General features: G+C 69.0%; 24 protein-coding genes. 14 read left to right on the top strand and 10 right to left on the bottom strand.

All coding sequences use genetic code 11. The features are described from left to right. Nucleotides 1-97 precede the first annotated feature (97 nt). Nucleotides 98-193: a pyrroloquinoline quinone precursor peptide PqqA gene (pqqA, locus tag AMYAL_RS0110445; RefSeq protein ID WP_007033797.1), complete on the bottom strand. Its 96-nt coding sequence runs from the start codon at nucleotides 191-193 to the stop codon at nucleotides 98-100. Nucleotides 194-506: 313 nt separating this feature from the next. On the opposite strand from pqqA, the gene AMYAL_RS0110440 reads away from it, so the two are divergent. After that, nucleotides 507-1493, top strand: a complete 987-nt coding sequence (locus tag AMYAL_RS0110440) for a PQQ-dependent sugar dehydrogenase (protein WP_020631253.1) — start codon at nucleotides 507-509, stop codon at nucleotides 1491-1493. 152 nt (nucleotides 1494-1645) lie between these two features. Here the strand turns inward: AMYAL_RS0110440 and AMYAL_RS0110435 are convergent, their stop codons facing one another. After that, entirely contained in the window at nucleotides 1646-3022 is a 1377-nt protein-coding gene (locus AMYAL_RS0110435; RefSeq protein ID WP_020631252.1) for a WS/DGAT/MGAT family O-acyltransferase, read from the bottom strand. A gap of 96 nt (nucleotides 3023-3118) precedes the next feature. On the opposite strand from AMYAL_RS0110435, the gene AMYAL_RS0110430 reads away from it, so the two are divergent. Genes AMYAL_RS0110430 through AMYAL_RS0110395 form a run of 8 tightly spaced genes read left to right on the top strand, consistent with a single transcriptional unit; the run spans nucleotide 3119 to nucleotide 12823 of the window. Then, on the top strand, nucleotides 3119-4132 hold the full coding sequence (locus AMYAL_RS0110430; RefSeq protein ID WP_020631251.1) for a glutathione S-transferase family protein: 1014 nt from the start codon (nucleotides 3119-3121) through the stop codon (nucleotides 4130-4132). Beyond that, a complete protein-coding gene (locus AMYAL_RS0110425) occupies nucleotides 4116-5273 on the top strand; it encodes an NAD(P)/FAD-dependent oxidoreductase (protein WP_020631250.1) in 1158 nt (385 codons plus the stop codon). The genes AMYAL_RS0110430 and AMYAL_RS0110425 overlap by 17 nt, the downstream gene beginning before the upstream one ends. Continuing rightward, a complete protein-coding gene (locus AMYAL_RS0110420) occupies nucleotides 5266-5892 on the top strand; it encodes a pyridoxamine 5'-phosphate oxidase family protein (RefSeq protein WP_020631249.1) in 627 nt (208 codons plus the stop codon). The genes AMYAL_RS0110425 and AMYAL_RS0110420 overlap by 8 nt, the downstream gene beginning before the upstream one ends. Before the next feature lie 48 nt (nucleotides 5893-5940). Further along, complete coding sequence (locus tag AMYAL_RS0110415; RefSeq protein WP_020631248.1) at nucleotides 5941-7572, top strand: thiamine pyrophosphate-binding protein; 1632 nt, start codon at nucleotides 5941-5943, stop codon at nucleotides 7570-7572. After that, on the top strand, nucleotides 7569-9629 hold the full coding sequence (locus AMYAL_RS0110410; RefSeq protein WP_020631247.1) for a hydantoinase/oxoprolinase family protein: 2061 nt from the start codon (nucleotides 7569-7571) through the stop codon (nucleotides 9627-9629). Before AMYAL_RS0110415 ends, AMYAL_RS0110410 begins: the two co-directional genes overlap by 4 nt. Then, a complete protein-coding gene (locus tag AMYAL_RS0110405) occupies nucleotides 9626-11335 on the top strand; it encodes a hydantoinase B/oxoprolinase family protein (protein WP_020631246.1) in 1710 nt (569 codons plus the stop codon). Before AMYAL_RS0110410 ends, AMYAL_RS0110405 begins: the two co-directional genes overlap by 4 nt. 2 nt (nucleotides 11336-11337) lie before the next feature. Next, nucleotides 11338-12123, top strand: a complete 786-nt coding sequence (locus tag AMYAL_RS0110400; protein WP_020631245.1) for an SDR family NAD(P)-dependent oxidoreductase — start codon at nucleotides 11338-11340, stop codon at nucleotides 12121-12123. 4 nt (nucleotides 12124-12127) lie between these two features. Beyond that, nucleotides 12128-12823, top strand: coding sequence for a GntR family transcriptional regulator (locus AMYAL_RS0110395; RefSeq protein WP_020631244.1), 696 nt, complete (start codon nucleotides 12128-12130; stop codon nucleotides 12821-12823). A gap of 165 nt (nucleotides 12824-12988) precedes the next feature. Here the strand turns inward: AMYAL_RS0110395 and AMYAL_RS0110390 are convergent, their stop codons facing one another. Beyond that, the gene (locus AMYAL_RS0110390) at nucleotides 12989-14941 is read right to left on the bottom strand and encodes an NPCBM/NEW2 domain-containing protein (RefSeq protein WP_020631243.1); all 1953 of its coding nucleotides are present in this window, start codon (nucleotides 14939-14941) and stop codon (nucleotides 12989-12991) included. 216 nt (nucleotides 14942-15157) lie between these two features. On the opposite strand from AMYAL_RS0110390, the gene AMYAL_RS0110385 reads away from it, so the two are divergent. Beyond that, the gene (locus AMYAL_RS0110385; protein ID WP_020631242.1) at nucleotides 15158-16423 is read left to right on the top strand and encodes an aminotransferase family protein; all 1266 of its coding nucleotides are present in this window, start codon (nucleotides 15158-15160) and stop codon (nucleotides 16421-16423) included. Here AMYAL_RS0110385 and AMYAL_RS0110380 read toward each other — a convergent pair. Then, nucleotides 16420-17601, bottom strand: a complete 1182-nt coding sequence (locus AMYAL_RS0110380) for an alpha/beta hydrolase fold domain-containing protein (protein WP_020631241.1) — start codon at nucleotides 17599-17601, stop codon at nucleotides 16420-16422. The two genes, AMYAL_RS0110385 and AMYAL_RS0110380, sit on opposite strands and share 4 nt — an antisense overlap. Nucleotides 17602-17708: 107 nt before the next feature. Here AMYAL_RS0110380 and AMYAL_RS0110375 point away from each other — a divergent pair, with 107 nt between their 5' ends. From AMYAL_RS0110375 to AMYAL_RS0110365, 3 genes are read left to right on the top strand one after another with little or no spacing between them, the layout of a single operon-like run. Continuing rightward, a complete protein-coding gene (locus tag AMYAL_RS0110375; protein WP_039793915.1) occupies nucleotides 17709-18119 on the top strand; it encodes an alpha/beta hydrolase family protein in 411 nt (136 codons plus the stop codon). A gap of 1 nt (nucleotide 18120) precedes the next feature. Next, the gene (locus AMYAL_RS0110370) at nucleotides 18121-18741 is read left to right on the top strand and encodes a dihydrofolate reductase family protein (protein WP_020631239.1); all 621 of its coding nucleotides are present in this window, start codon (nucleotides 18121-18123) and stop codon (nucleotides 18739-18741) included. Continuing rightward, nucleotides 18738-19646, top strand: a complete 909-nt coding sequence (locus AMYAL_RS0110365; RefSeq protein WP_020631238.1) for an NAD-dependent epimerase/dehydratase family protein — start codon at nucleotides 18738-18740, stop codon at nucleotides 19644-19646. The genes AMYAL_RS0110370 and AMYAL_RS0110365 overlap by 4 nt, the downstream gene beginning before the upstream one ends. A gap of 159 nt (nucleotides 19647-19805) precedes the next feature. On the opposite strand, the gene AMYAL_RS0110360 is transcribed toward AMYAL_RS0110365, so the two are convergent. The 4 genes from AMYAL_RS0110360 to AMYAL_RS0110345 all read right to left on the bottom strand — a co-directional run bounded on the left by AMYAL_RS0110360 (nucleotide 19806) and on the right by AMYAL_RS0110345 (nucleotide 21828). Further along, nucleotides 19806-20228, bottom strand: coding sequence for a VOC family protein (locus AMYAL_RS0110360; protein ID WP_026466934.1), 423 nt, complete (start codon nucleotides 20226-20228; stop codon nucleotides 19806-19808). Beyond that, nucleotides 20207-20401: a hypothetical protein gene (locus tag AMYAL_RS0110355; RefSeq protein WP_020631236.1), complete on the bottom strand. Its 195-nt coding sequence runs from the start codon at nucleotides 20399-20401 to the stop codon at nucleotides 20207-20209. Before AMYAL_RS0110355 ends, AMYAL_RS0110360 begins: the two co-directional genes overlap by 22 nt. Before the next feature lie 111 nt (nucleotides 20402-20512). After that, nucleotides 20513-21007 (bottom strand): GNAT family N-acetyltransferase, encoded by a 495-nt coding sequence (locus AMYAL_RS0110350; protein ID WP_020631235.1) that lies wholly within the window; start codon nucleotides 21005-21007, stop codon nucleotides 20513-20515. A gap of 41 nt (nucleotides 21008-21048) precedes the next feature. After that, nucleotides 21049-21828 carry an IclR family transcriptional regulator gene (locus AMYAL_RS0110345; protein WP_020631234.1) on the bottom strand — a complete coding sequence of 260 codons (780 nt, stop codon included), beginning with the start codon at nucleotides 21826-21828 and terminating at the stop codon, nucleotides 21049-21051. 112 nt (nucleotides 21829-21940) lie between these two features. On the opposite strand from AMYAL_RS0110345, the gene AMYAL_RS0110340 reads away from it, so the two are divergent. Continuing rightward, nucleotides 21941-22849 (top strand): SDR family oxidoreductase, encoded by a 909-nt coding sequence (locus AMYAL_RS0110340; protein WP_026466933.1) that lies wholly within the window; start codon nucleotides 21941-21943, stop codon nucleotides 22847-22849. On the opposite strand, the gene AMYAL_RS0110335 is transcribed toward AMYAL_RS0110340, so the two are convergent. Then, on the bottom strand, nucleotides 22840-24363 hold the full coding sequence (locus AMYAL_RS0110335; protein ID WP_020631232.1) for a PH domain-containing protein: 1524 nt from the start codon (nucleotides 24361-24363) through the stop codon (nucleotides 22840-22842). The two genes, AMYAL_RS0110340 and AMYAL_RS0110335, sit on opposite strands and share 10 nt — an antisense overlap. Continuing rightward, on the bottom strand, nucleotides 24360-24914 hold the full coding sequence (locus tag AMYAL_RS0110330; RefSeq protein ID WP_020631231.1) for a PH domain-containing protein: 555 nt from the start codon (nucleotides 24912-24914) through the stop codon (nucleotides 24360-24362). The genes AMYAL_RS0110335 and AMYAL_RS0110330 overlap by 4 nt, the downstream gene beginning before the upstream one ends. Nucleotides 24915-24989: the final 75 nt, after the last annotated feature.

Below are 24989 nucleotides of genomic sequence, written 5' to 3'. Positions count from 1 at the left end.
GCGGAAGGGGAAAGGGGCACGGTGCTGCCTCCGGCGGCTCGCTGATCGGGACGGCGGCACGGTGGTGGGGGGACGGCCCCCACCACCGGATGCGAAATCAGTCCTCCATACGGGCCGCGTAAGCGGTGACCTCCATGGGAGTTTCATACTCGACGAAGTCGGGCGTGGTCCAGACCTCGATGGTTTCGATCATTTCTGCTCCTAACGTCCACATGGGAACGAACCGGGACGAGCACCGTCACCCTAGAAGCGGACCGCCGATTCTGGCCAGATGTAAAGCCAGGTTCCCGTGGCATTTTGTAAAGTTTCCTACCTATGGCCGATCGAGCTGCCCCGATCGTCACGCTGGGCGCATATGGCGGTCGTGGGGGGTCGTCTGCGATAGCCCGTCCAGTGGTGTCCGTTTCGTTATTTCGTGTGTTTGTATCCAACTCGACGGGTGTACCCCGACCACCCGCCTATCGCCGCCATCCGAGCTCCAGGGGTGTAGCTGAAGGAGGCGTCCCATGTCCTTACGTCGTACTCTCGCCACCACGTTCGCCGCGGCGACGGCCGTTTCGATCGCGGCCGTTCCGGCGGCCGCCACCGAAGCGCCGTCCGTCCAGGCGATCAAACAGATCGCGAGCGGCCTCAACCAGGCCTGGTCGATCGATTTCCTGCCCGACGGCACCGGTCTCTTCACGCAGAAGGACGCCAAGACGATCAGCAAGATCGACAAGGCGGGCAAGGTCACCACGGTCCAGACCATCGCAGGGGTGAGCGTCACCCCGGAGGCCGGCCTGCTCGGCATCGCCGTCTCGCCGAAATACGCCACCGACCAGACGGTCTTCATCTACTACACGACCAGTTCCGACAACCGGATCGCCAAGCTGAAGCTGGGCCAGACGCCGAAGCCGATCGTCACCGGCATCCCTCGTGGCGCGAATTTCCACCACGGCGGGCGGATCAGGTTCGGCCCTGACGGCTACCTCTACGCGGGTACCGGCGACGGTCAGAACGGCGCCAACGCGCAGAACAAGAACTCACTCGGCGGCAAGGTCCTGCGCGTCACCACCGACGGCGCGCCCGCGCCGGGCAACCCGTTCAACAGCCGTGTCTACTCCTACGGCCACCGCAACGTCCAGGGCCTGACCTGGGTGAACGGGCAGCTGTACGTCTCCGACATCGGCGCGAACAAGCTCGACGAGCTGAACAAGGTCGAGCCCGGCAAGAACTACGGCTGGCCGACCTGCGAAGGCCCGTGCGACACGGCGGGGATGACCAACCCGGTCAAGGCGTGGCCGACGGCGGTGGCGACGCCGAGCGGGCTGGCGGCGTACAAGGGCTCGCTGTACATGGCCTCGCTCAAGGGCGGCACGTTCAAGCTGGACCTGAACGGCAACGGCGACAAGCTCTGGACCAACCTCGGCCGTACGCGCGACGCGACCGCCGGCCCGGACGGGCAGCTGTACACGATCACCCCTGGCGCCATCTACGTCTCCGACGGCAGCTAACGCTCAAGGGTCTCCCCAAGGGCGCTCTGCGCCCGACGGAGACTTCACCGGCGCAGCCCTCTTTTGGGCCGGAGGCCCACGAGAACATTTTGCAGGGCGCCTGCACGAGAACGTGACGTTCAAGTGTCCTGGCGCCCTGCAAAATGTTCTCGTCAGCTGCGCCCGATAGACACAGCGTGTTCCAGTTCGGCGAGCGCGGTGTCCAGGTGGGTCAGGATGCGCTGCAGATGCGGGACGCTCCGGCGACAGCCGGTGACGCCGAAGTCCAGGTTGTCCCCGTTGCTGGTCAGCGTGATGTTCAGCGCCTGCCCGTCGAGCAGCACGGACGCCGGGTAGATGCCGTCGAGCGACGCGCCGTTCCAGTACATCTGCTTGCGCGGCCCCGGCACGTTGGAGATCACCAGGTTGAATGGCGGTTTCGTGTTGTTCACGAAGCCGGGGATCGGCGAGACGCCGAGCTGGGCGACGTTGATCCCCGACAGCAGCAGGGTCTGCAGCGGGGTCAGCTCCGAGAAGAGCTTCTTGCCGTTGCGCATGGACGCGTTGATCGTCGCGAGCCGCGCGGCCGGGTCGGTCAGATGGGTGGCGAGGTTGCACAGCAGCGCGCCGATGTTGTTCCCCGCCGCGTCCACGCTGTCCTTGCGCCGCAGGGAAACCGGGACCATCGCGGTCAGCGGCGCGTCGGGGAGCGCGTTCTGTTCCATGAGGTAGTCCCGCAGCGCGCCCGAGCACATCGCGAGGACGACGTCGTTGCGTGACACCCCGGCGGCGGTCGCCACCTTCCGGACCCGGTCCAGCGACCAGGACTGCGCGGCGAACCGGCGGGCCCCGCCGATCGGCACGTTCAGCATCGTCTTCGGCGCCTGTGCCGGCAGCGTGAGCGTGTGCTCCTGGAACGCCTCGCGCGCCACCTTCATCGCGGCGGGCGCGATTCCGGCGAGCTGGTTGACCGTCTTGCCGAAGGTGCTGAGCACCGACGGTGACGCCTTGCCGTTGCGGCCGCCGTCCGGTTTGGGGCGGCGGCCCCACGGCGGCGGGCAGTCGAGGTCGGTGGGGTCGTCCGACAGCGTGCCCTGCAGATGCCGCAGCGCCGAGACGCCGTCCATCAGCGCGTGGTGGATCTTGCTGTAGATCGCGAACCGGCCGTCCTGCAGGCCTTCGACCAGGTGGATCTCCCACAGCGGGCGGTGCCTGTCGAGCAGGGTGCTGTGCCAGCGCCCGGTCAGTTCCAGCAGTTCGCGGATCCGCCCCGGCTGGGGCAGCGCCGAGTGGCGGAAGTGGTAGTCGAGTTCGAGGTCGTTGTCCGTCGCCCAGGCGACGTGGCCTGCGGTGTTGACCGGCCGGGCGGGACGCCGGCGGAACACGTCGCGCATGTTGTCGGAATCGAGCAGTTTCCGGCGAAGGTCCCGCAGGTAGTCCGGCCCGGCGTCCTCCGGTTTCTTGAACAACTGGAGTCCGCCGACGTGCATCGGATGTTCGCGCGTTTCCACGAGGAGGAACATCGAGTCGGTGACGGGCATGAACGGCATCGTGGGGACCACCTTCCGCGCGGCGGCGTGCGAGCACGCCGGGTGCCAGAGTCTACGCACACCGAAACCACCTTCTCACGCTTTAGGGTGGCTCACATGACGATCCCGACCGATCCGCAGACGGGTGAGTTCCGTCGGTCCGCCAACCATTTCGACGCGCGCATCACCGCGGACGGCCGAGACGGCTGGCCGGCGGAGGCGGGGAGGTACCGGCTGGTGGTCAGCCGGGCCTGTCCCTGGGCGAGCCGGGCGCTGGTCGTCCGGCGGCTGCTCGGTCTCGAGTCCGCGCTGGGCGTGGCCGTCGCCGACCCGATCCAGGACGACAAGAGCTGGCGGTTCACCCTCGATCCCGATGGCCGGGATCCGGTACTCGGCATCAAGTACCTGGCGGAGGCCTATCACGCGGCCGATCCGCACTATATGGGCGGGATCAGCGTCCCGGCCATTGTGGACATTCCGAGCAAACGGCTGGTGAGCAACGACTATCCCCGGATCACGCTGGATTTTTCCACCGAATGGACCAGCCTGCACCGGCCCGGCGCGCCCGATCTCTACCCAGAGCGGCTGCGCGGGGAGATCGACGACGTCAACATGGGCGTCTTCGCCGACGTGAACGCCGCCGTCTACCAGGCCGGGTTCGCGACCAAGCAGGCCGCGTACGACGACGCGTACCACCGGCTCTTCGCCATGCTGGACGCGCTTTCCGACCGGCTCGAGAGACAGCGCTACCTCGTCGGTGACACGATCACCGAAGCGGACATCCGGCTGTTCACCACGCTCGTCCGGTTCGATTCCGTCTATCACGGGCATTTCAAGTGCAACCGGAACAAACTGACCGAACAGCCGGTGCTGTGGGCCTACGCCCGTGACCTCTTCCAAACGCCGGGTTTCGGTGACACCGTCGATTTCGACCACATCAAGCGGCACTACCACGCGGTGCACGAACAGGTGAACCCGACGCGGATCGTCCCCTTGGGACCGGACCTGTCCGGCTGGACGACGCCGCACCACCGGGAACAGCTGGGCGGTCGCCCGTTCGGCGACGGCACACCGCCGGGACCGCCGCCCGAGGACGAACGGATCGGGGACACGGATGGAGCCACTTCCTGAACGCACCGACGTCGTCGTGATCGGCGGCGGCATCATCGGGGTCGCCTGCGCGTACCGGCTCGCCGCCGCCGGGGTCTCGGTGCTGTTGCTCGAACGCGACACCTTGGGCGCGGGCTCGACGGCGAAGGCGGCCGGCGGGATCCGGTCGTCGTTCACCACGCACGTCAACATCGAGATCGGGCTGCGCGGGCTGGCCGAGTACGCGTCCTTCGCGCAGACGTACGGGACCGAGATCGACTTCCGCCGCGACGGCTACCTGTATCTGGTCACCGATCCCGCGGACCTGCCCGAGTTCGAGCGCTGCGCCGAACTGCAGAACTCCTACGGCGTCCGCAGCCGGCTCGTCGAGCCCGCCGAGGCGCGGCGGTTCTCCCCGCTGATCGACACCGAAGGCGTGGTGGCGGCGCTCTGGTCGCCCGACGACGCCAAGGCCACCCCGGACTCGGCGGTCCAGGGCTACGCGCGGGCGGCCCGCGGGCACGGCGCGGTGCTGAAGACCGGCGTCGAGGTCGTCGGGATCGAACGCGACGGCGACGAGATCACCGGTGTCCGCACCACTGACGGGTTCGTGCGGACGAACGCGGTGGTCTGCGCGGCGGGCGCGTGGTCGGGGCGGATCGGCGAGTTCGCCGGTGTCGACCTCCCGGTGCGGCCGTTCCGGCGGCAGGTCGTGTTCACCGGCCCGGTCACGGACCTGCCCGCGTCCGTGCCGCTGACCATCGAGATGCCGTCGGCCTTCTACTTCCATCGCGAGGGCCTCGGCCTGGCGATGTCCTTCTGCGACGGTGACGGCGACCCCGGCTTCGACACCCGGTACCAGCCGGGCGACTGGCTGCCGAAGCTCGCCGAGATCGCCGCGCGTCGCGTCCCCGCCGTGCTCAACGCGGGGATCCGAAGCGGCTGGGCCGGGCTGTACGAGGTCACCCCCGACCGCAACCAGATCGTGGGGGAAAGCGTCCAGTTGTCGCGGTTCTTCTACGCGACCGGGTTTTCGGGACACGGGTTCCAGATGGGCCCGGCCGTGGGGGAGCTCGTACGGGACCTCTACCTGGGGCGGGTCCCGGCCATCGACATCACCGGGCTCGACGTCCGCCGGTTCGACGGCGACCGGGCCGCTACGAGGGAGCACAACATTGTCTGACGGGATCATCGAGGTCACCACCGAGGCGGAGCTGCGCGAGATCCTGCCGCCACCGCTGGAACGGACCGCGAACAAGGCGCGCCCGAAGTTGCACGAGCTGGACCGTCGGTGGCTCGCGGAGTCACCGTTCGTGCTGATCGCGACTTCGGCGGCGGACGGCACCTGCGACGTCTCGCCGAAGGGCGACCCGGCCGGGTTCACGCTGGTGCTGGACGACACGCGGATCGCGATCCCGGAGCGTCCCGGCAACCGGCGAGCCGACGGTTTCCACAACATCCTGTCGAATCCGCACGTCGGGCTGATCTACCTGATCCCCGGCCGCGGCGACACGCTGCGGATCAACGGCCGCGCGCGGCTGGTGCGGGAGGCGCCGTTCTTCGGCGACATGGTCGTGAACGGCAGCAGGCCGAAGCTCGCGCTGGTGGTCGACATCGACGAGATCTTCCACCACTGCCAGAAGGCGTTCATGCGGTCGAAGCTGTGGTCGCCCGAGAACTGGACGCCCGATGCGATGCCGTCCCGCGCGGCGATCGCGAAGACCTTCGAGCGGCCGGAGGAGAGCATGGCCGACCTCGAGGCGTATTACGAGCCGGGCCGGTACGCGGCAGGGCTTTATTGACGTCACGATGGTTGCTGGATCGTTGAACGATCTGGCACTATCGGCGGGGTGCCTGCACCCACCGGAGCCCAGCATCTCGTCGACGCGCTGACCGCTCTGGGGACCGAAGTCGTCTTCGGTCTCCCTGGGGTGCACAACCTGCCGTTATGGGAGGCACTGGCCGATACGGACATCCGGCTCGTCGGCGTCCGGCACGAGCAGACGGCCGGATACGCGGCCGACGGTTACGCCCGCGCGACGGGCAAGCTCGGGGTCGCGCTGGTGACCACGGGGCCCGGCGCGGCGAACACGCTCGCCGCCGTCGGCGAGGCCATGGCTTCGGCCGCGCCGGTGCTGATCATCGCGACCGACATCCCGTCCACGCTGCGGCGGCCCGGCGTGGTCCGCGGTGTGCTGCACGAGACGTCGGATCAGCAGGCGATGTTCGCGCCGGTCACGAAGGCCGGGTTCACCGTCCCGAGCGCGGACCAGGTCGCCGCCACCCTGCACCGCGCGGCCCGGCTCGCGCTCCAGCCGCAGAGCGGGCCGGTCTACCTCGGCATCCCCACCGACTTCCTGTCCGAGCGGACGCCCGCGCGCCGTCCGCCGCGGTCGCACGCCCGGCCGTCCGAGATCCCGGATCTCACCGAGGCCGAGGCGCTACTGGCCACTGCCGACAGGCCGCTGATCTGGGCGGGCGGCGGCGCGCTGCGCGCCGAGGCGGGCGAGGCGATCGGCAAGCTCGCCGAACGGCTGGCCGCGCCGGTGCTCACCACGTTCGGCGCGCGCGGGCTCCTTTCGGTCGACCATCCCTGTCTCGCCCCGAATCCGGTGCACGCGCCCGAGGTCGGCGCGCTGTGGGACGAGGCCGACGTCGTCCTCGCCATCGGCACCGACTTCGACGGGCTGATGACGCAGAACTGGCTGATGCCACAGCCGAAGAAGCTCATCGCGATCAACGTCGACCCGGACGACGCGGCCAAGAACTATCAGCCGGACATCACGCTGGTCGGCGACGCCAAGGTGCTCACCGAGGCGCTGAAAGTCGAGGAGCGGTCCGGGATCGCGGCGCTCGTCGGCAGGCTCGCCAAGGTCTCCGCCCGTGTCCGGCAGCGGATCAAGGAAGAGGAGCCGCAGGCCGCGGATCTTCTGTCCACTTTGGACGAGGTGCTGCCGCCGGACGCGGTCGTGGTCGCGGACATGTGCGTCGCCGGGTACTGGATCGGCGGGTTCCACCGTGTCCGCGCCCCGCGCAAACTCGCGTACCCGATGGGCTGGGGCACCCTCGGGTACGGCTTCCCCGCCGCGCTCGGCGCCGGTGCCGCGGGCACCGGCCGCGCGATCTGTATCAGCGGCGACGGCGGTTTCCTGTTCGGCTGCGGTGATCTTGCCACGCTGGCGCAGGAGCAGTTGCCGGTCACGGTGATCGTCGTCGACGACGGCGGTTACGGCATGCTTCGCTACGACCAGGACCGCGCCGGGCTGCCACGCCGGGGCGTCGACTGGGACAGCCCCGATTTCGTCGGACTGGCGAGGTCTTTCGGAGTGCACGCCGATCGCGTGTCCGGCTTCGGGCGCGCGTTCCGGCGGCTGCTCGGCGAGTTCGTCGAGTCCGACGAGCCGAACGTGCTGGTCGTCCGCGCGAAGATGGCGCCACCGCTCAACACCTCGCCGCGCTGGTATCGCAAGGGTTCTTCGTGACCGGGCTCCGTGTCGGCGTGGACATCGGCGGGACCTTCACCGATCTCTGCGTGCTCGACGAGACGGGTGTCGTCGCCGTCGGCAAGGTACTGACGACGCACGACGAGCCCGCTCGCGCTGTCGAGGAAGGTCTGAAAAGGACCCTCGCCGATGCCGGGCTGGACGCGGCGGACGTCGAGCAGTTCGTGCACGGCACCACCCTCGTCACGAACGCGCTGATCGAACGCAAGGGAGCCCGCACCGCGCTGCTGGCGACCGCCGGTTTCCGTGACATGCTGGAGATGCGGCGCGAACATCGGTACGAGCTGTACGACCTGCTCATCGAACTCCCCACGCCGCTGGTCCCGCGCCATCTGCGCTTCGACGTCCCGGAACGGATCCTCGCGGACGGTACCGTCCACACAGGACTGGACGAGGAGTACGTCGCGCGGCTCGGAGGCGAACTCGACGCCCGCGGGATCGACGCGGTCGCGATCTGTTTCCTGCACGCCTTCACGAATCCCGCGCACGAACGCCGGGCCGCCGAGGTGCTCCGCGACGTCGCGCCGAGGTTGCGGATCGCGCTGTCCAGCGAGGTCGTCCCGGAGATCCGTGAGTTCGAACGCGCGTCCACCACGGTCGCGAACGTGTACGTCCAGGACCTCACCGAACGGTATCTGCGCGATCTGGAACGGCGCCTGCACGAGGCCGGGGTGCGCCCGTCGCCGCACATCATGCTGTCCAACGGCGGCATCGCGACCGTCGACACGGCAGCGCGCCACCCCATCCGCATCCTCGAATCCGGTCCGGCGGGCGGGGCGCTGGCCGCGTCCGCGATCGGGCGCGCGGCCGGTGTCGAGGATCTGCTGGCCTTCGACATGGGCGGCACGACGGCGAAGCTGTGCATGATCTCCGGCGGCACGCCGCTGGTGACCCATGAGTTCGAAGTGGACCGGAAGTACCGGCTGCTGCCGGGATCCGGGCTGCCGGTCAAGGTCCCGGTCACCGACATGATCGAAATCGGTGTCGGTGGCGGTTCGATCGCCCGCATCGGCGCGCTCGGCCTGCTCACCGTCGGCCCGGATTCGGCGGGGTCCGAGCCCGGTCCGGTCTGCTACGGGCGAGGCGGCACCGAACCGACCGTGACCGACGCCGACCTCGTGCTCGGTTACCTGGATCCCGGATATTTCCTCGGCGGCGGAATGACTTTGGACGCCGAGGGCGCCCGCGAGGCGATCCGCTCGAAGATCGCCGGACCGCTCGGCGTCAGCGTCGAAGCGGCCGCTTGGGGCATCCACACCAGCGTCAACGAGGACATGGCCAACGCCGCCCGCGTCCACACCGTCGAGCGGGGCAAGGATCCGGCGAAGCTGCCGATGTTCACTTTCGGCGGCGCCGGTCCGGTGCACGGTGCCGGCGTGGCGCGGGCGCTCGGCGCCCCCGAGATGGTCGCCCCTCCGGCGGCCGGGGTGCTGAGCGCGGCGGGATTCCTCACCGCGCCGCTGGCCTTCGATTTCGTGCGCTCGGCGCGTTCGGCGGTCCTCGATCTCTCGTGGGACCAGGTCGACGCGCTGTTCACCGAGATGGAGGCCGAAGGCGGGGAGCTGCTGGAGAAGTCCGGTGTGGACGGTGCGAAGGTGACGCACCGCCGGATCGCCGAGATGCGGTATTCCGGGCAGGGCTACGAGATCCGTGTGCCGGTCGAGCCGGGGAACTGGCCGGAGTCACTGATCGGCGCGTTCACCGAGACCTATCGGACGCTGTACCGGCGGACCGGTCCGGACGTCGGGATCGAGGTGCTCAACTGGCGGGTCGTCTCCAGCGGCCCGGCACCCGAGGTCACACTGGAACTCGCGGGTGCCGAAGCCGAGGGCGACGCGCGCAAGGGATCTCGTCCGGCGTACTTTCCCGCCGAAGGTGGCTTTGTCGACACAGCGGTGTTCGACCGGTATCTGCTCAAGCCGGGTGATCGTGTCGAGGGCCCTGCCATCGTGGAGGAACGAGAGTCCACCGTGGTCGTTCCTCCGGGTGCGCGCTGCGTGGTCGGCGAAGACGCCAGCCTGGTGGTGACGGTGTGAGCGTCGACCCGATCTTGGTCGGTGTGCTGGGAAACCGGCTGCATTCGATCCTCGCGGAGCAGCAGAACGCGCTCGTCAACACCGCGTTCTCCTCCGTGGTGCGGGAATCGCTCGATCTCGCCTGCGCGGTGTTCGACTCGCGCGGTGAGATGATCGGCCAGTCCGTCGGCGGGACCCCCGGCCACATCAACGCGATGGCGACCGGGATGCGGCATTTCGTCGCCGCGTACCCGCCGGAGACCCTTGAGCCGGGCGACGTCCTGCTCACCAACGATCCGTGGCAGACGGCCGGGCAGATCAACGACATCACCGTCGCCACGCCGGTGTTCCTGCGGGGACGGCTGGTCGCGTGGTTCGCTTCCTGCTGTCACGCCCCGGACATCGGCGGCCGTCTGGTTTCCGCCGAAGCCACCGAGGTCTTCGAAGAGGGCCTGCGCCTGCCGATCATGAAGTTCCTCCGCGCGGGCGAGGTCAACGCGGATCTCGAACTGCTGATCCGCGCGAACGTCCGCACCCCGGAAGAGACCATCGGCGATCTGTACGCGCAGGTCACCGGGAACGAGGTCGGCGCCGCCAGTCTGGTGCGGCTGCTGGAGGAATTCGCCCTCGATTCGCTGGACGACGTCGCCGCGGAGATCATGAACCGTTCCGAGCGGGCGCTGCGTGACGCGCTGGCGAAACTGCCGGACGGCACGTACACCAGCGAGCTGGTGACCGACGGCTTCGAGGACGAGGAAGTCGTCCTCAAGGTCGCCGTGACCATCGACGGCGAGGAGATCCACCTCGATTTCGCCGGGTCGTCCCCGCAAAGCCGGCGCGGGATCAACGTCGTCCTGAACTACACCAGGGCGTATGCCTCGTTCGCGGTCAAGGCGGCCATTTCCCCGGAAGTGCCGCATAACGCGGGTTCCTTCCGGCCGGTGCACGTCACCGCGCCGGAGGGATCGGTGCTCAACTGCACGCCGCCGGCGCCGGTCGCGTCTCGTCACCTGATCGGGCACTTCCTGCCGTCGCTGCTGATCGCCGCCCTGCACGAAGCCCTGCCCGGCAACGCCTTGGCGCACAGCGCGGACGCGTTGTGGATGACGATCTGGCGCGGTACCGACGCCGAGGGCCGCGAGTTCATGCTCAACGTCTTCCAGACCGGCGGGATCGGTGCGAGGTCCACAAAGGACGGACTCACCACCACGGGATTCCCGAGCGGGCTCCGGTCCACGCCGACCGAGGTCATCGAGACGATGGCACCGCTGATCCAGCGTGAACGCGCGCTGCGTACGGACTCCGGAGGTGCCGGGCGGTGGCGCGGCGGCCTCGGCCAGTGCACCACGATGGCCGCACGCGGCGAGATCTCGTGGAGTGTCAACGGGAACGTCGATCGGCTCCGCCGCCCTGCGTCCGGTGTGGACTCGGGGCATGATGGTGCCGTCGGCCGGTTCGAGCTGACCAGTGGTGCCTTGCCGTCCAAGAGCCGGGTGAACCTGAGCCCGCACGACATGGTGAACGTGTTCCTGCCCGGTGGCGGTGGTTACGGTGACCCGTTCGAGCGGGATCCGGAAGCCGTGCTCGCCGACGTCGTCGAGGGATACGTCTCGCCGAGAGCGGCGCTCGAGCTGTACGGCGTCGAAGTCACCTATCACGGAGATCCCGAGGCGCTCGTGCGCCTTCCGGAGGACTACACGGCGGTTTCGTCGAGAGGGAGAAAATGAGCATGGGCCGGCTGGCAGGCAAGGTCGCGGTGGTCTTCGGTGGCGCGAGGGGCATCGGGGTCGCCACCGTGAAGGAGTTCGTCGCCGAAGGCGCGACCGTGTTCTCCAGCGACATCCGCGAACCCGCGGAAACCGTCGAAGGCGCGGCACACTCCCTTGTGGACGCCACCGACGAGGACCAGGTCGACGAGTTCGTGCGCGGCGTGCTCGCCGAAACCGGCCGGATCGACGTACTGTTCAACAACGTCGGCATCCACCTCGGCAAGCCGCTGGCCGACACCACCTTGGCGGAATTCGACAACATCTTCGCGCTGAACGTGCGCGCGGCCTTCCTCGGCACGCGCGCGGTGCTGCCGCACATGATCGCGAACAAGGCGGGCAGCATCATCACGACGTCGTCCAACGGCGGGATGATGGGCCGCCCCGCCGACCCGGTGTACAACGCCACCAAACACGCGCTGGTCGGCCTGACGAAGTCGATCGCCGTGGCGCACGCGCATCAGGGGATCCGCGCGAACACCGTCAACCCTGGTGCCATCGACACCGACATGCTGCGCGGTACCCTCGCGTCGCCGGAAGAGTTCGAAGCCAAGCAGCACCAGCTGACCGCGAGCACGCCCGCCGGACGGGTCGGCGAGGCGTGGGAGGTCGCGAAAGCCGTCGTCTTCCTGGCGAGCGACGAATCGCGGTTCATCAACGGGGTCGCGCTCCCGATCGACGGCGCCAAGGCCGCAGGCGCGATGCCGGGGAACCGGTACAGTCTCGATTTCGAACTCGGTGTCAGGTAACGCCATGTCCACTGTGGACGCGGAGAAGACGCTGGCCCGCGACAGACCCTTGCTGGAGCGGAGCGGGACCGCCGAACGGGTCGCCGAGATCCTGCGCCAGCGCATCTCCGAAGGCGTTTTCCCGCCGGGGTCGAGGCTTTCCGAGCCGTCGATCAGTGCCGCGCTGGGTGTTTCGCGCAACACCCTGCGCGAGTCCTTCCAGCTGCTGGCGCACGAGCGGCTCGCGGTGCACGAACTCAACCGCGGCGTGTTCGTGCGGGAACTGACCGCGCAGGACATCTCGGATCTCTACGTCATGCGGCGGGTCACCGAATGCGGTGCGCTGCGGCGCGCTTCGGAATTGTCCACTGTAGACCTTTCCGGCCTCGTGGCCGCCGTGCGGGAAGGCCGTGCGGCGGCCGACGAAGGCGACTGGCAGGCTGTCGGGACCGCGAGTATCGCGTTCCATCAGGCGGTGGGCGATCTGGCGGGCAGCGAGCGGGTCAGCACGACGATGCGGCAGGTGCTGGCGGAGACGCGGCTCTTCTTCGTGCTGACGGAGAACACGCGCGCGTTCTTCGAGCCGTTCCTGGAACGGCACGAGCGGATCGTGCGGGACCTGGAGCGAGGGCGGTTCGGGCCCGCGGAGACGGCACTGGAGAAGTACCTGCGGGATGCCGAAAGGCAGCTTCTGGCCGCTTACGAGCGCCGTGGCTCGTGAGTGGTAAGGACGGTTCTCGTCGGCCTTACCACTCACGAGACCCGCGATCCCCTGGGGTCCAGCGCGGTCTGGCGGGGAGGGCGCGTTGCGAAAGCCACTTTCGCAACGTTGAAGGTTGCGAAAGTGGCTTTCGCAACACGACCAGCGGGGCGCGTGCTTGGACCGTCAGCAGGTCAGGGCCGCACCGGCCCAGTCCGCGTGGTCGGAATCGACGCCGTCGCCGCCGTCCGTGACGACCAGGTCGAGCACCTGCACCCCGCTCAACGGCACGGAAAGCTTCTGCGCGGCTTGACCGCGCTTGAGCACGCCGGTGTGTGCCAGGGATTTGCCGTCACCGGCGACCTCGAAGGCCACGCTGCCCCCGGCCTTCTCGTCGTCGACCCCGACGGACGACGTGAACGACGTGCATCCGCCGCCGAGGTAGAGCCGGACCTTCGACGGCGCGTGGACGCCCAGCCCGTCGTCGTAGGTCACCCCGCCGATGCTCATCTTGTGGCCGTCACCGGCACTCGATTCACCGTTGCTGGTCCCGCGTTCCACCGGTCCGTAGCCGTTGTCCGCCATCATGAACGACGCCTTCGACAGCGCGCTCGTCCCGGCGGCCGGAGGCTTCACGAGGGGAGCGGTTCCGTCCGCGGTCAGCGATCGCGTGCCCCAGGACGTCCGGTAGCCGATCCGCCCGGAGATCTCGACGTGGCCGCCGCCGGGTGACGACGGGCGCACGGTCCAGCTCCGCTCCCACGACTTCCCCGGCGAGACAGCGGGAATCCGCACTTCGGTGGCACCGTCCGGTTTCCAGCCCGCGCCGACCGTCAGCTTCACCGTGCCCGAACGCACCGGTGTCCTGCCGTCGTTGAACACCCGCAGCGTCGTGGTGAACGGCTTGTCGGCGGCGACGTAGTCGGGAGAGCGCAAGGAAAGTGTCGTATGCGGCGCGGCCTCCGGCCGGTTCGACGGCCAGACCCGGTAGGTCGCCGAACCGTGGCTCGGCAGCCCGGCCCGCAGGGTTCCGGCGGACTCGGTCTCGGCGCCGGTCCACAGCTCCCGGACCCGGTATCCGGCCGAGGCCGGGGCACCGATCTCCGCGGCGGTGGCGGACAGTGTCGCGGGCGCGCCGCCGCGGTTGAACAGCACGACGACGTTCGAGCCGTCGGACATCGGTTTGGCCCAGACCTCGGTGTCGCCGTCGTCGCGGACCTTGTGCCCCTGCTTGCCGCCCCAGTCCTGGTTGACCGCGAGAAGATCCTTGTTGAGCAAGATCTTCTTGGTCGCGTCGGACATCGAGCGCAGGTCGTTCCCCGCCAGCAGCGGGGCGTTGAGCAGCGACCAGAGCGCGAAGTGGGACCGGTATTCCGTGTCGGTCATGCCGCCGTTGCCGACTTCGAGCATGTCCGGGTCGTTCCAGCCGCCAGGACCGGCATAGCCCTCCAGCCCGACCTGCTGGTCGAGGAGGCTCGTCATGCTGGCCCAGTTGTCGCTGATGTCACCGGTGGTGCGCCACAATTGCGCCCCCGCGCCCTTGCCCCAGCCCCAGGGCTTGTTCTCGCCCCATTCGCAGAGCGCGTAGACGATCGGGCGGCCGGTCTTCTTCAGCGCGTCGCCCATTTTCGTGTACCGCTCCAGCGCGGGACGGCCCTGGTTGTTGCAGTTGTCGTATTTGAGGTAATCCACGCCCCAGTCGGCGAAGGTCTGCGCGTCGACGTCTTCGTGGTCGAGCGAACCGGGCATGGTCCGCGCGCAGGTTTCCGTGCCCGCGCTGGTGTAGATGCCGAGTTTCAGGCCCTTTCCGTGCACGTAGTCGGCCAGCGCCTTGATCCCGCTGGGGAATCGTGTCCGATGTGGTTCGTATTTCCCGCCCGCGGTGCGGTTCTTCTCGGCCCAGCAGTCGTCGATGTTGACGTATTGGTAGCCCGCGGCCTTCATGCCGGACGAAACCATGGCGTCGGCCGATTCCCGGATCAGCTCTTCGGTGATGTCGCAGCCGAACTTGTTCCAGCTGTTCCAGCCCATCGGCGGGGTCGCGACCGGTGGTGGCGGGCTTTCGGCGGCTGTCGCCGGGACGACCCCGGCCAGAGAGAGCGTGCAGGCGGTCAGGAGTGCGCGGGCGAGAAGACGCATGGAGTTCCTCCAGAATGCTCAACTTTGAACAAACCCGCTCATAAAACAACAGGATCGCCCGGCGCCGGTCAAGGGCCGTTGGGATGATGTGGGAAATTCACCGGAGGTTGCGCAGACAGACCGGACAGAACCGGCGCGCGAACTGTGCACGATGGAGTGTTCGCGTCCCACCCGGATCCGGGTGAGGATGGGGACCCGAGCACGAGGAGGAAGAACATGATGTCGTCCGCGCACAATCCGCTGTGGCATCCCTTCGCGGACATGGGAGCGGTCGACGGCGATCGGCTGGTCATCACCCGCGGCGAGGGTTCCTACGTCTGGGACGACGAGGGGAAGCGGTACTTCGACGCGACTGCGTCGCTCTGGTACGCGAACTTCGGCCACGGCCGCGAGGAGATCGCGCAGGCCGTCGGGGACCAGCTGCGGACGCTCGATTCGTACAACCTGTTCGGCTACAACGCCAACGAACCCGCGCTCAAGCTCGCCGAACGGGTCTCCGCGCTCGCGCCGGAACCAGGTTCGAAGGTGTTCTTCGGTTCGGGCGGTGGCGACGTCATCGACACCGCGGTCAAGATCGCCCGCTCGTACTTCGCGCACACCGGACGACCGGAGAAAGTGCACGTCATCGGGCGAGTGCAGGGTTACCACGGCACGCACGGGTTCGGCACGGCCGTCGGCGGCATCGCGGCCAACGCCGCCGGTTTCGGGCCGCTGCCGGGCGACATCTCGCACGTGCCGTACGACAGCGCCGAAGCGCTCGAAGCCGAGATCCAGCGGGTCGGGCCGGAGCGGGTCGCGGCGTTCTTCTGCGAACCGGTGATCGGCGCGGGCGGGGTCCTGCTGCCGCCGGACGGCTATATCGAGACGGTCGCCGAGATCTGCCGCAAACACGGCGTGCTGTTCGTCGCGGACTGCGTGATCGCCGCGTTCGGGCGGCTGGGCACCTGGTTCGGGATCGACCGGTGGGCCGTGAAACCGGACATGATCACGACCGCGAAGGGCATCACCGGCGGGACGATCCCGCTGGGCGCGCTGATCGTCGCGCCGAGGGTGGCCGAGCCGTTCTTCACCGGCAAGCCGGGTGCGCCGGTGCTGCGGCACGGCGCGACCTACGCGGGGCATCCGGTCGCTTGCGCGGCGGGGAACGCGACGCTGGACCTCTACGAACGCGACGGGCTCATCCCGCGCGGGCGGGAACTGGAGAAGCCGCTGGCGGACGCGCTTTCCGGACTGGTCTCACATCCGCTCGTCGCCGAGGTCCGGGCAGGACTGGGCTTCCTTGCCGCGGTCGAACTGAAGGCCGACGTCGTCGCGGCGAACCCCGGCGCGGCGAACCGGTTGCAGCGGCTGGCGCGGGACGAAGGCGTCCTGGTGCGGAACCTGGCCAAGGGGATCGCGGTCTCGCCGCCGTTGATCGCCGGGGAAGCCGAACTGGACCAGCTCGCGACGGCCCTGCCGCGCGCACTGGACAAACTCGTCTAGCCGGCTTCGGCCGCGGAGCCGCTCTCGTTCTCGCCGAGGAAACCGGCGACCTGCTCGAGAGCGTCCGCGGCTTCGGGAAGGAACGACCAGAACAGGTGGAAGACGTGCGTGCTGACCGGGTACAGGTCGAAGCGCACGTCCAGCCCCTGCTCGCGGGCATGGTCGACGAAGCGGCGCGTCTCGGGCAGCGTCACGTCCTCGGTACCCGACTGGACGAGTAGCGGCGGCAGCCCGGACAGGTCGGCCTCGAAGACGTTCAGCAGGGGATCGGCAGGCGGGTGATCGCGGACGTAGAGCGAGAACCACTTCGCGACCGGTGTGCTGCCGTCCGGTGGATCCACCACGTCCACCAGCGGGCACAGCAGGACCGCTTTGCCGGGCTGGGGCAGCCCTTCCTCTTTCAGCTTGAGCAGCAGGGAGACGGCGAGGCCACCGCCCGCCGAGTCGCCGCTGACGGTGAGCCGCTCCGGGGCGGTGCCCTGGCCGAGCAGCCATCGGTAGGCGCGGAGCGCGTCCTCCAGCGCGGCGGGGAAGGGATGCTCCGGCGCGAGCCGGTAGTCCGGCACCAGCACGGCGGCGCCGGTGGCCGCCGCCAGCGCGCCGGTCAACGGGCGGTACCCGAAGGCCGAACCCGCGATGTACCCGCCGCCGTGCAGGTGGAGCACGCTCGGCCGGTGCCCCGGTCCGGGGGAGACGACCAGTGAGGACACGCCGTCCGTCTGGACCGGCCGCACCTCGGTGCCGTCCGGGACGGGAAGTTGTGCGTTAAGCGCTTCGAAGGCTTCGCGCATCGCCGCGAGACCGCTTCCGCCGTCTTCGACGACCGAATTCCACAGTTGCGTGACCCGCGCGTTCACCTCGCCACCGACCGAGCGGGTGAGGGTGATCGCGTCGTCCATGTCCGACAACAACGGGAGCGTGGCGCCGAGCAGTGCCTCACCGGCGAGGGTCAGCTCGACGCGGTGGGTCGATCGGCGCAGCAGCTGACAGCCGATCAGCTGTTCCAGTGCCTTGATCTGGCGGCTGAGGGCGGGCTGGGAGACGAACAGCCGGTTCGCGGCGCGGCTGAAGTTGAGTTCGTCGGCGACCGCGACGAACGCCCGCAGGTGCTTGAGCTCGATCGCGTCGGCGGCCGAAGGCATGCCCAGCAGCCGCGGCCCGGCGGGTCGTTCGGACATGGCGTCGAGTATCCCCGTCCGTGCCTGCCGGGGTGATGCGTTCCGCGCAAGAACGTGATGCGGGATCGGTCTTTCCCTTCCCCGTCTCGTCCGTGACAGGGTTGGCCATGGCCGAAACAGCAGGTCAGCGCGTTGCCGAGCTGCGGATGCGGGGCGGCGTCGCGCGGGTGCACTGGCCTTCCGGGCAGCATGCCGCGGCCCCGTTGGTGCTCTGGTTCGCGCCCGGTGGAGCCGGGGCCGAACGGGTCGCGGGTTGTGGCGCGGTGGTGATCGCCGCCGGGGTGCCCGCGTTCCCGGCGGCGCGGGCGGTCCTGGAGTGGGCGGCGGCGCATCCCCGGAGCCTGGGGGCAGGTTCGGGGCCGGTGCTCGTCGCGGGGGAGGGGCCGGGAGCCGAGCTCGCCGCGCGCGTCGCGAAGTACGCGAAGGAGCAGGGCTGGCCACCGGTCCGCGAGGTGGACGGCGGTCCTAGGGGTATCGCCGCCCACCTCGAACAAGCGAAACGAATCGTGGAGGAATGACATGAGCAAGGTCTTCACCGGCCTCGCCGTCTCGGTCGACGGCTACATCAGCGGGAAACTGCCCGAGGGCGCCGAAGAGTTCGGAAGCGGGCTCGGCGACGCGCCGACGCTGTTCGACTGGTACTTCGACGGCGACACCCCGAGCGAGGTGTTCGACGGCTTCAAACTGAGTGAACCGAGCGCGCGGTTCTTCGACACCATCGCGAGCCGGATCGGCGCGATCGTCGCCGGGCGCACCACCTACGAGCATTCCGGCCGGTTCGGCGGCGGGAGCCCGCACCCGACGGCGCCGATGGTCCTCCTCACCCGCCGTCCCGTGCCCGAAGCCGGTGACCGGCAGACCGTGATCACGACCGGAGTCGAGGACGCCATCGCCGCGGCACGCGAGATCGCCGGGAACAAGGACGTCGGCCTGATGGGCGGCGGGCTGGTCAGCTCCGCGCTGGCGGCGGGGCTGGTCGACGAGGTGATCCTCCACCAGGTGCCCATCCTGCTCGGCAAGGGCAGGAGGTTCTTCAACGAACTCCCGGAGCACGTGGAACTCCGTCTGCTGCAGGCGATCCCGGCTCCCGGCGTGACCCACCTGCACTATGGCGTCGAACGAGGGGGCGTTGGCCGATGATCCTCGTCACCGGCGGGCTGGGCATGATCGGCGCCCACACCGCCCGCGCGCTCACCGACCTCGGCCACGACGTCGTGGTCACGGCCCATCGCCGCACCGAGGTCCCGTCGTTCCTCGACGGCCGGGTGACCGTCGAACCCCTCGACGTCACCGACCGGGACGCCTTCCTGGCGCTCGCCGATCGCCACGACATCGGGGGAATCGTCCATCTCGCCGGATCCATCCCCGGCGAGGACCCGGTCGGATTCTTCCGCACGGACACCACCGCCCTGCTCAACGCGCTGGACGCCGCCCGCACCTGGGGTGTCCGCAGGTTCGCCGTCGCCAGCAGCCTCGGTGTCTACATCGGACAGCCGGTTTCGCCGTGGCACGAGGAACTCACCTTGCCCTCGGTGGAACCGCCGCATGCGATCATCGCCTTCAAGGAGGCCGTCGAGGCGATGACGGCGCACGCTCTCGCGGGCAGCGGAGTTCAGCCGGTCGTGCTCCGGATCGGGAGTGTCTGGGGTCCGTTGATGGATCCGGAATCGCCGTTCAATCCCATCCCGCCGTACATCAGCGCCGTCCTCCGTGGCGAGCGGCCGTCGCCGCTGCTCGCCGACGACGGGGGTGACAGCTGCTACGCGCCTGACGCCGGCCGCGCGATCGCCTTGCTCACGACCGCGGAAACCTTGCGGCACAACACTTACAACGTGTCCCACGGGCAGCCGCTCCTCCATCGGGAACTCGTGGGCGCGCTGGAGGAGCTGAAGCCGGGCCTCCGGCTCGACCTCCGGCCGGGAGGGCGGGCCGAACCCCATCTCGACATCACCCGGCTCGCCGAGGACACCGGTTTCAAACCGGGTTACGACGTCGCGGCGGCAGTCGCTGACTATGTCGCGTGGAGGGGGAGTAACTCGCGGTAAGAGTAAGGGCCTCGTGAGTGGTGATGACGGTTCCAACCATCCTCACCACTCACGAGGCCCTTGATGCGCACGAGGGCCGCGCGCTCGGTCATGAAGGGACAGCCGACGGGACCAGGTCCCTTCATGACACCCCCAGTGGCGGGCCCTCGTGGGCCCGCCTCAGGAGAGGCAGAGTTCGTTGCCTTCCGGGTCCGCGATCGTGATCCACTCGGCGGGCCCCTGCTTGCCGCGGTGCAGGAACGTCGCGCCGCGGGCGGTCAGCCGTTCGAGTTCGGCCTCGATCTTGTCCGCCCCCATCCGGATGTCGAGGTGCAGGCGGTTCTTCACCGTCTTCCCCTCGGGCACCAGCTGGAAGAGGAACCGCTGCCTGGTCTCGGGGTGGACGATCGCCGCGCCGTCCTTCCACACCAGGGTGCCCTTGTGCGTGGTCGTCGCCTCTTCCAGGGCGTACCCCTTCGCGATCATCTCGCGGATGAACTCCTCGTTGCTCCCCTCGACCTGCCAGCCGAGCATCTCGGCCCACCAGTCGGCGAGGTCATGGGGATGAGAGGAGTCCACGGTCACCTGGAAGTCATACGCCATACCGGCACATTAACGACGCGCCCCGACAATTCCGGGCGATCGTGCCCGCTGACCACGGTGAACCGCCATTTGTCGACCCCGCCGCCGATGATCTCGGCGTAGCGCCGGGCGCCGTCCGCGTTGGCGAAGCGCACCTGCTGGCCATTGGTGAGATGGGTGATCTTGACCGCCATCCGTGCCTCCTTGAAGTCCGGTGCCGGCCCGCGGAGCTTCCCCCTCCGGGGCCGGCGCGGACAGTAGAACACACGTTCGACTGCGACGGCGAATCCGACCCCCCGCGCGGGTCATCGCCGCATGGTCACCCGAGGCCAGGCGTCCAGCCCGCGGGCGATTTCGTGAGCCCGGACGGCGCGCAGGCCCTCGGTGAGGTCGTCCTCATTGAGGATCTCGAAGCCGAGCCGGGCGTAGTACGGCGCGTTCCACGGCACCTCGGCGTACGTCGTCAGCGTCAGTCCCGCGAGTCCTTCGCGCGAAGCCCACTCCCCGGCGTGCTCGATCAGCAGCCGTCCGAGGCCGCGCCGCGCGTGCTCCGGATGGACGGACACCTGCTCGATGTGGCCGTGGCCGTCGACGATCTCGGCGAGCAGGTATGCCACCGGGCCGTCGCCGGTGTCGTGCACCCAGGCCCGGCCCGCGTCCAGGTAGGCCGTGAGTTCCTCGATCGACGGCGGGTCGTCGTCGGCGATCGCGGCCATGCCGAGCGCACGGAACGGTTCGCCCGCCGCGCGCTCGATGTCCTGGAGCACGGGCAGGTCTTCGGGTGCGGCGAGTCGGATCACGTGTCGAGTTCTACCCGCCGCCGGGAGCGGGCGCGCGCGAATTAGAGGGAGAACGACGAGACGGCACGGTGGATCCTGCTCGCGTACGACTGGAGTGTGACGATGGCGGCCCGTTTCGCGTCGTCGCTGATCCGGGTCGCGGGGGCGGCCAGGGTCAGTACCGCGGGCCGGTGCCCGGTGCTCGGGATCGGCACCGAACACGACCAGACGCCTTCGTCCAGTTCGCCCCAGCTGACCGCGTACCGGTTCGCCCCGGCGCGTTTGACCTCTTCCCGCACGCTCGGGCCGCGACGCTGGACGATCGAGGAAAGCCGTCTTTCGCGTTCGCCCTCCGGCAGCATGGCGAGCAGCATCTTGCCCGACGCGCCGGCCCCGAGCGGGACGGAATGGCCCGGCTGGAAGGTGAAACGCATCGCGCGTTCGCATTCGACCCGGTCCGCGCAGACCGCGGAATCGCCGAAATGCTGGAACAGCAGGACCGTTTCGCCGAGGTCTCGGGCCGCCTCCTCCATCGCCGGACGCGCCAGCCGGGCGAGGTCGTTGGCCAGCTGCGCCGCCCTGGCGAGCGGCATCACCTGGCTCGTCACGTGATAACGCCCTGTCTTTCCCTCCTCCAGGAGTTGGAGTTCCTTCAGCAGTGCGACATATCGGTACGTCGTGGCGACGGGGGTGCCGATCCTCGCGGCGAGTTCGGCGACACTCGCGTCCCAGCGGCGTTCGGAAAAGGAGAGCAGCAGCTGCAGTACCTTGCGTGAGCTGCTGGCGCCGGGGGTGCGCTTCGGGGGAGCTGTGGTGTCCAGGGATCGTGCGGCAGGTGTCATCTCGACCTCTCGCCGGGGCAATCACAAAGAGTCAAGAACGTAGCACATTGTGTGAATTGCGGGCCAGGGACTTTGGTCCACGAACAAGCGGACTTCTTGCTAGGTTCGGACGATGGAAAAGCCATTGGCCGGCAAGATCGCGTTGGTCGCCGGGGCGACTCGCGGGGCCGGACGGGGAATAGCGGTCCAGCTGGGTGCCGCCGGTGCGACCGTTTACGTGACCGGTCGCAGCACCGGTTCCCGGCGATCGGAAATGAATCGCCCGGAGACGATCGAGGGGACCGCGGCGCTCGTCGACGAAGCGGGCGGGCGCGGGATCGCTGTCGCCGTGGACCATTTGGTGGCCGACGAGGTCCGCGAACTGGTGGAACGGATCGACGCCGAACAGGGTGCGCTGCACCTGCTGGTCAACGATATCTACGGTGCGCCCATCGAATGGGGCAAAACCGTCTGGGAGTCCACTTTGGACACCGGATTGCGGACGCTGCGGCTCGCCATCGAAACCCATGCCATCACCAGCCATTTCGCGCTCCCGGTCATGATCAGGACGCCGGGGGCGCTGGTCGTCGAGGTCAACGACGGGACCACCGAGTACAACTCGGAAAACTACCGCGTTTCCTTCTTCTACGACCTTGCCAAGACCGCGGTGAACAGGATGGCGTTCGCGCTCGCCCGCGAATTGGAACCGCACGGCGGTACCGCGGTCGCGGTCACGCCGGGCTGGTTGCGTTCCGAAGCGATGCTCGACGCTTATCGGGTCACCGAAGAGAATTGGCGGGACGCGACGAAGGTGCAGCCCCATTTCGCCATTTCTGAAAGCCCCGCGTTCGTCGGGAGAGCGGTCGCGGCGCTGGCCTGCGACCCGGAAGTCGCGCGCTGGAACGGGAAATCGATGTCCAGTGGTGAATTGGCGAAGGAATACGGATTCACCGACCTCGACGGTAGCCGTCCCGACAGCTGGCGCTATCTCGTCGAGGTCCAGGATCGCGGCAAGCCGGCGGACGTCACCGGCTACCGCTGAGCCTCCCGTCGCAGGAACGGCGTGAGCAGACCGGGCGCGGTCTGTTCCGCCACCGCCAGCCCGGCCGATTCGCCGACGTCGACCACCCGATAGCCGCCGATGCCCGCCGCGATCGGGGCGGTCACGGTGATCAGGCCGGCGCGGCGCTGGAAGAACGAGCGGCTGACGACGATCCCGGTGACCCCTTCACGCCGGATCGCCACCGTCGAGCGCGCCAGCGAACCGGAGCGGCTGACCAGGTAGCGCCCGACGATCGCGTGCCCGAGATTGCGGTACCGGTCCCAGCCCACGAGCGCGGCGAACGGCACCAGGCCGAGCGCGACCTGCCACATCCACGCCGGCAGGAAGTCGATCCAGTACAGGCCGAACAGCGCCGCCGCCAGGAACAGCACGCCGCCGATCGCCCTGGTGAGCCGCCGGGTCAGCGCCCGTCGCGGATGCCGGTCCAGCGGCACGGTGGCTGGGTCGAAGTTCTCCCGCAGCACCTCGGCCGCGACCTCGTGGACCCGGCCGACGGGCGCGGGCGGCAGCAGGAGCCCGCCGCCCTTGTCCCCGCCCTTGCCCTCGCGCAGGCCGCCCGCGATCGCGGTGAGCCGCGCTCCGCCCGCGATCCGCAGCGGCAGCGTTTCCTTCACCTCGACGCCGCGAAGCCGTTCCTCTTCGATGGACACCGAACGCGTGGTGATCAGCCCGCGCCGGATGTGCAGCGTGCCCTCGGTCTCGCGGGTGAGCTTGAAGTTCCAGAACGAGAGCAGGTAGCCGCCGACGGAAAGCAGCGAGACGACCACCAGCAGGGCGACCGCCGCGACGACCACGATCAGCCACACCGCGGTGTTCGCCAGATCGTCCATGAGGTCCCGCAGCGGCCCGACGTTCTCCGGGTCGATGTCCAGCTGGTGCGCGAAATGCCAGACGGCGGCGAACACCGCGCCCACCACGGCGAGCCCGGACAGCGTGAACGGCGCGTACCGCACCCACTTCCGGTCGACCTCGGCCACGACCTGCTCCGGCGGCGGCGCGGCCTCGGCTTCGGCGGTGACTTCCTTGCGGTGCAGGAGAACAGTGCGCAGCCGGTGCGCCTCGGTCTCGCTGATCGCGTCGAGCACCAGCTGGTCGCTGCCCGCGCCCTGGCCGGGTGAATGCCGTCCGGTGCCGATGCGCACGGCGCTGAGGGAGAACAGGCGGTGCTTCGGTTCCGAGGTGACGTCGACCGTGCGGATCCGGTCCAGCGGGATCGCGCGGTGCTTGCGCAGCAACAGGCCCGTGGACCATTCGACCTGGCCTTCGGCGATGCGGTACCGCGACGTGAGGACGTGCGAGACGCCGACGCATACGGTCAGCGCCGTGACGCCCAGCCCGATCCACTCCCAGCCGTTGCCCTTGCCGAGGAGCACCGTCCCGATCAGCACCGGCAGCGATTTGACGATGTCGAGCACCGGCCGGATCAGCAGCATCCGGCGGTCGAGGCGGTGCCACTGGCCGAGGTCCGCGTCCGGAAGCGTTTCGGTGCTCATGTCGCGTCACCGGGCGTGGCCTGCGTGGTCTTCGTGAGTTCCGCGGCCAGCGCCAGCGCGTCGGCGTGGTCGAGACCGGAGATCTTGACCGGGCCCGCGGCCGACGCCGTCGTCACGGTGAGTTTCGCCAGCTTGAACAGCTGCTCGACCGGGTCACGTTCGATGTCGACGGTCTGGATCCGCGAGATCGGCGCGATCCGCCAGTCCTGCTTGAGCCAGCCCTCCTGGGTGTACACGGCCTCTCCGGTGACTTCCCAGCGGTGGATCCGGTACCGCCACTGCGGCATGACCAGCAGATGCAGCGGCGCGAGCACGCACGAGATCGTCAAGGTCACCACGAGCCATGTCGGCGCGTCGTCGCTGGTGAACACGAAGGCCGCCTGGCCGCCGACGAGGATCACCCAGCCGACCGCGGCCCACACCGCCCAGTAGCCCATGGCCCGGCGGCTGACCCGGTTGGCGGGCGGGCGCAGGGTGAGCCGTTCCGCCGTCGCTGTCTCTTCAGTCACCCCTTCAGCCTGCACCACCTCGGTACGGACCGCCCACGACACCTGTCACGGGCCGATAGGATTCCTGCCACGGTCGGCGGAATGGATACCCCCTATCGGGGCGTTGCCACCCGTAGA

The sequence above is a fragment of the Amycolatopsis alba DSM 44262 genome (assembly GCF_000384215.1).
Taxonomy (GTDB): Bacteria; Actinomycetota; Actinomycetes; order Mycobacteriales; family Pseudonocardiaceae; genus Amycolatopsis; species Amycolatopsis alba.
The sequence above is the reverse complement of the archived record's forward strand: the minus strand, read 5'-3'. Positions and strand labels throughout refer to the sequence as shown.

Bases quoted from the DNA above. Each gene is read 5' to 3' on its own strand.
- pqqA (WP_007033797.1), bottom strand. From the start codon at position 193: ATGATCGAAACCATCGAGGTCTGGACCACGCCCGACTTCGTCGAGTAT.
- AMYAL_RS0110440 (WP_020631253.1), top strand. From the start codon at position 507: ATGTCCTTACGTCGTACTCTCGCCACCACGTTCGCCGCGGCGACGGCC.
- AMYAL_RS0110435 (WP_020631252.1), bottom strand. From the start codon at position 3,022: ATGCCGTTCATGCCCGTCACCGACTCGATGTTCCTCCTCGTGGAAACG.
- AMYAL_RS0110430 (WP_020631251.1), top strand. From the start codon at position 3,119: ATGACGATCCCGACCGATCCGCAGACGGGTGAGTTCCGTCGGTCCGCC.
- AMYAL_RS0110425 (WP_020631250.1), top strand. From the start codon at position 4,116: ATGGAGCCACTTCCTGAACGCACCGACGTCGTCGTGATCGGCGGCGGC.
- AMYAL_RS0110400 (WP_020631245.1), top strand. From the start codon at position 11,338: ATGGGCCGGCTGGCAGGCAAGGTCGCGGTGGTCTTCGGTGGCGCGAGG.
- AMYAL_RS0110395 (WP_020631244.1), top strand. From the start codon at position 12,128: ATGTCCACTGTGGACGCGGAGAAGACGCTGGCCCGCGACAGACCCTTG.
- AMYAL_RS0110390 (WP_020631243.1), bottom strand. From the start codon at position 14,941: ATGCGTCTTCTCGCCCGCGCACTCCTGACCGCCTGCACGCTCTCTCTG.
- AMYAL_RS0110385 (WP_020631242.1), top strand. From the start codon at position 15,158: ATGATGTCGTCCGCGCACAATCCGCTGTGGCATCCCTTCGCGGACATG.
- AMYAL_RS0110380 (WP_020631241.1), bottom strand. From the start codon at position 17,601: ATGTCCGAACGACCCGCCGGGCCGCGGCTGCTGGGCATGCCTTCGGCC.
- AMYAL_RS0110375 (WP_039793915.1), top strand. From the start codon at position 17,709: ATGGCCGAAACAGCAGGTCAGCGCGTTGCCGAGCTGCGGATGCGGGGC.
- AMYAL_RS0110370 (WP_020631239.1), top strand. From the start codon at position 18,121: ATGAGCAAGGTCTTCACCGGCCTCGCCGTCTCGGTCGACGGCTACATC.
- AMYAL_RS0110365 (WP_020631238.1), top strand. From the start codon at position 18,738: ATGATCCTCGTCACCGGCGGGCTGGGCATGATCGGCGCCCACACCGCC.
- AMYAL_RS0110360 (WP_026466934.1), bottom strand. From the start codon at position 20,228: ATGGCGTATGACTTCCAGGTGACCGTGGACTCCTCTCATCCCCATGAC.
- AMYAL_RS0110355 (WP_020631236.1), bottom strand. From the start codon at position 20,401: ATGGCGGTCAAGATCACCCATCTCACCAATGGCCAGCAGGTGCGCTTC.
- AMYAL_RS0110345 (WP_020631234.1), bottom strand. From the start codon at position 21,828: ATGACACCTGCCGCACGATCCCTGGACACCACAGCTCCCCCGAAGCGC.
- AMYAL_RS0110340 (WP_026466933.1), top strand. From the start codon at position 21,941: ATGGAAAAGCCATTGGCCGGCAAGATCGCGTTGGTCGCCGGGGCGACT.
- AMYAL_RS0110335 (WP_020631232.1), bottom strand. From the start codon at position 24,363: ATGAGCACCGAAACGCTTCCGGACGCGGACCTCGGCCAGTGGCACCGC.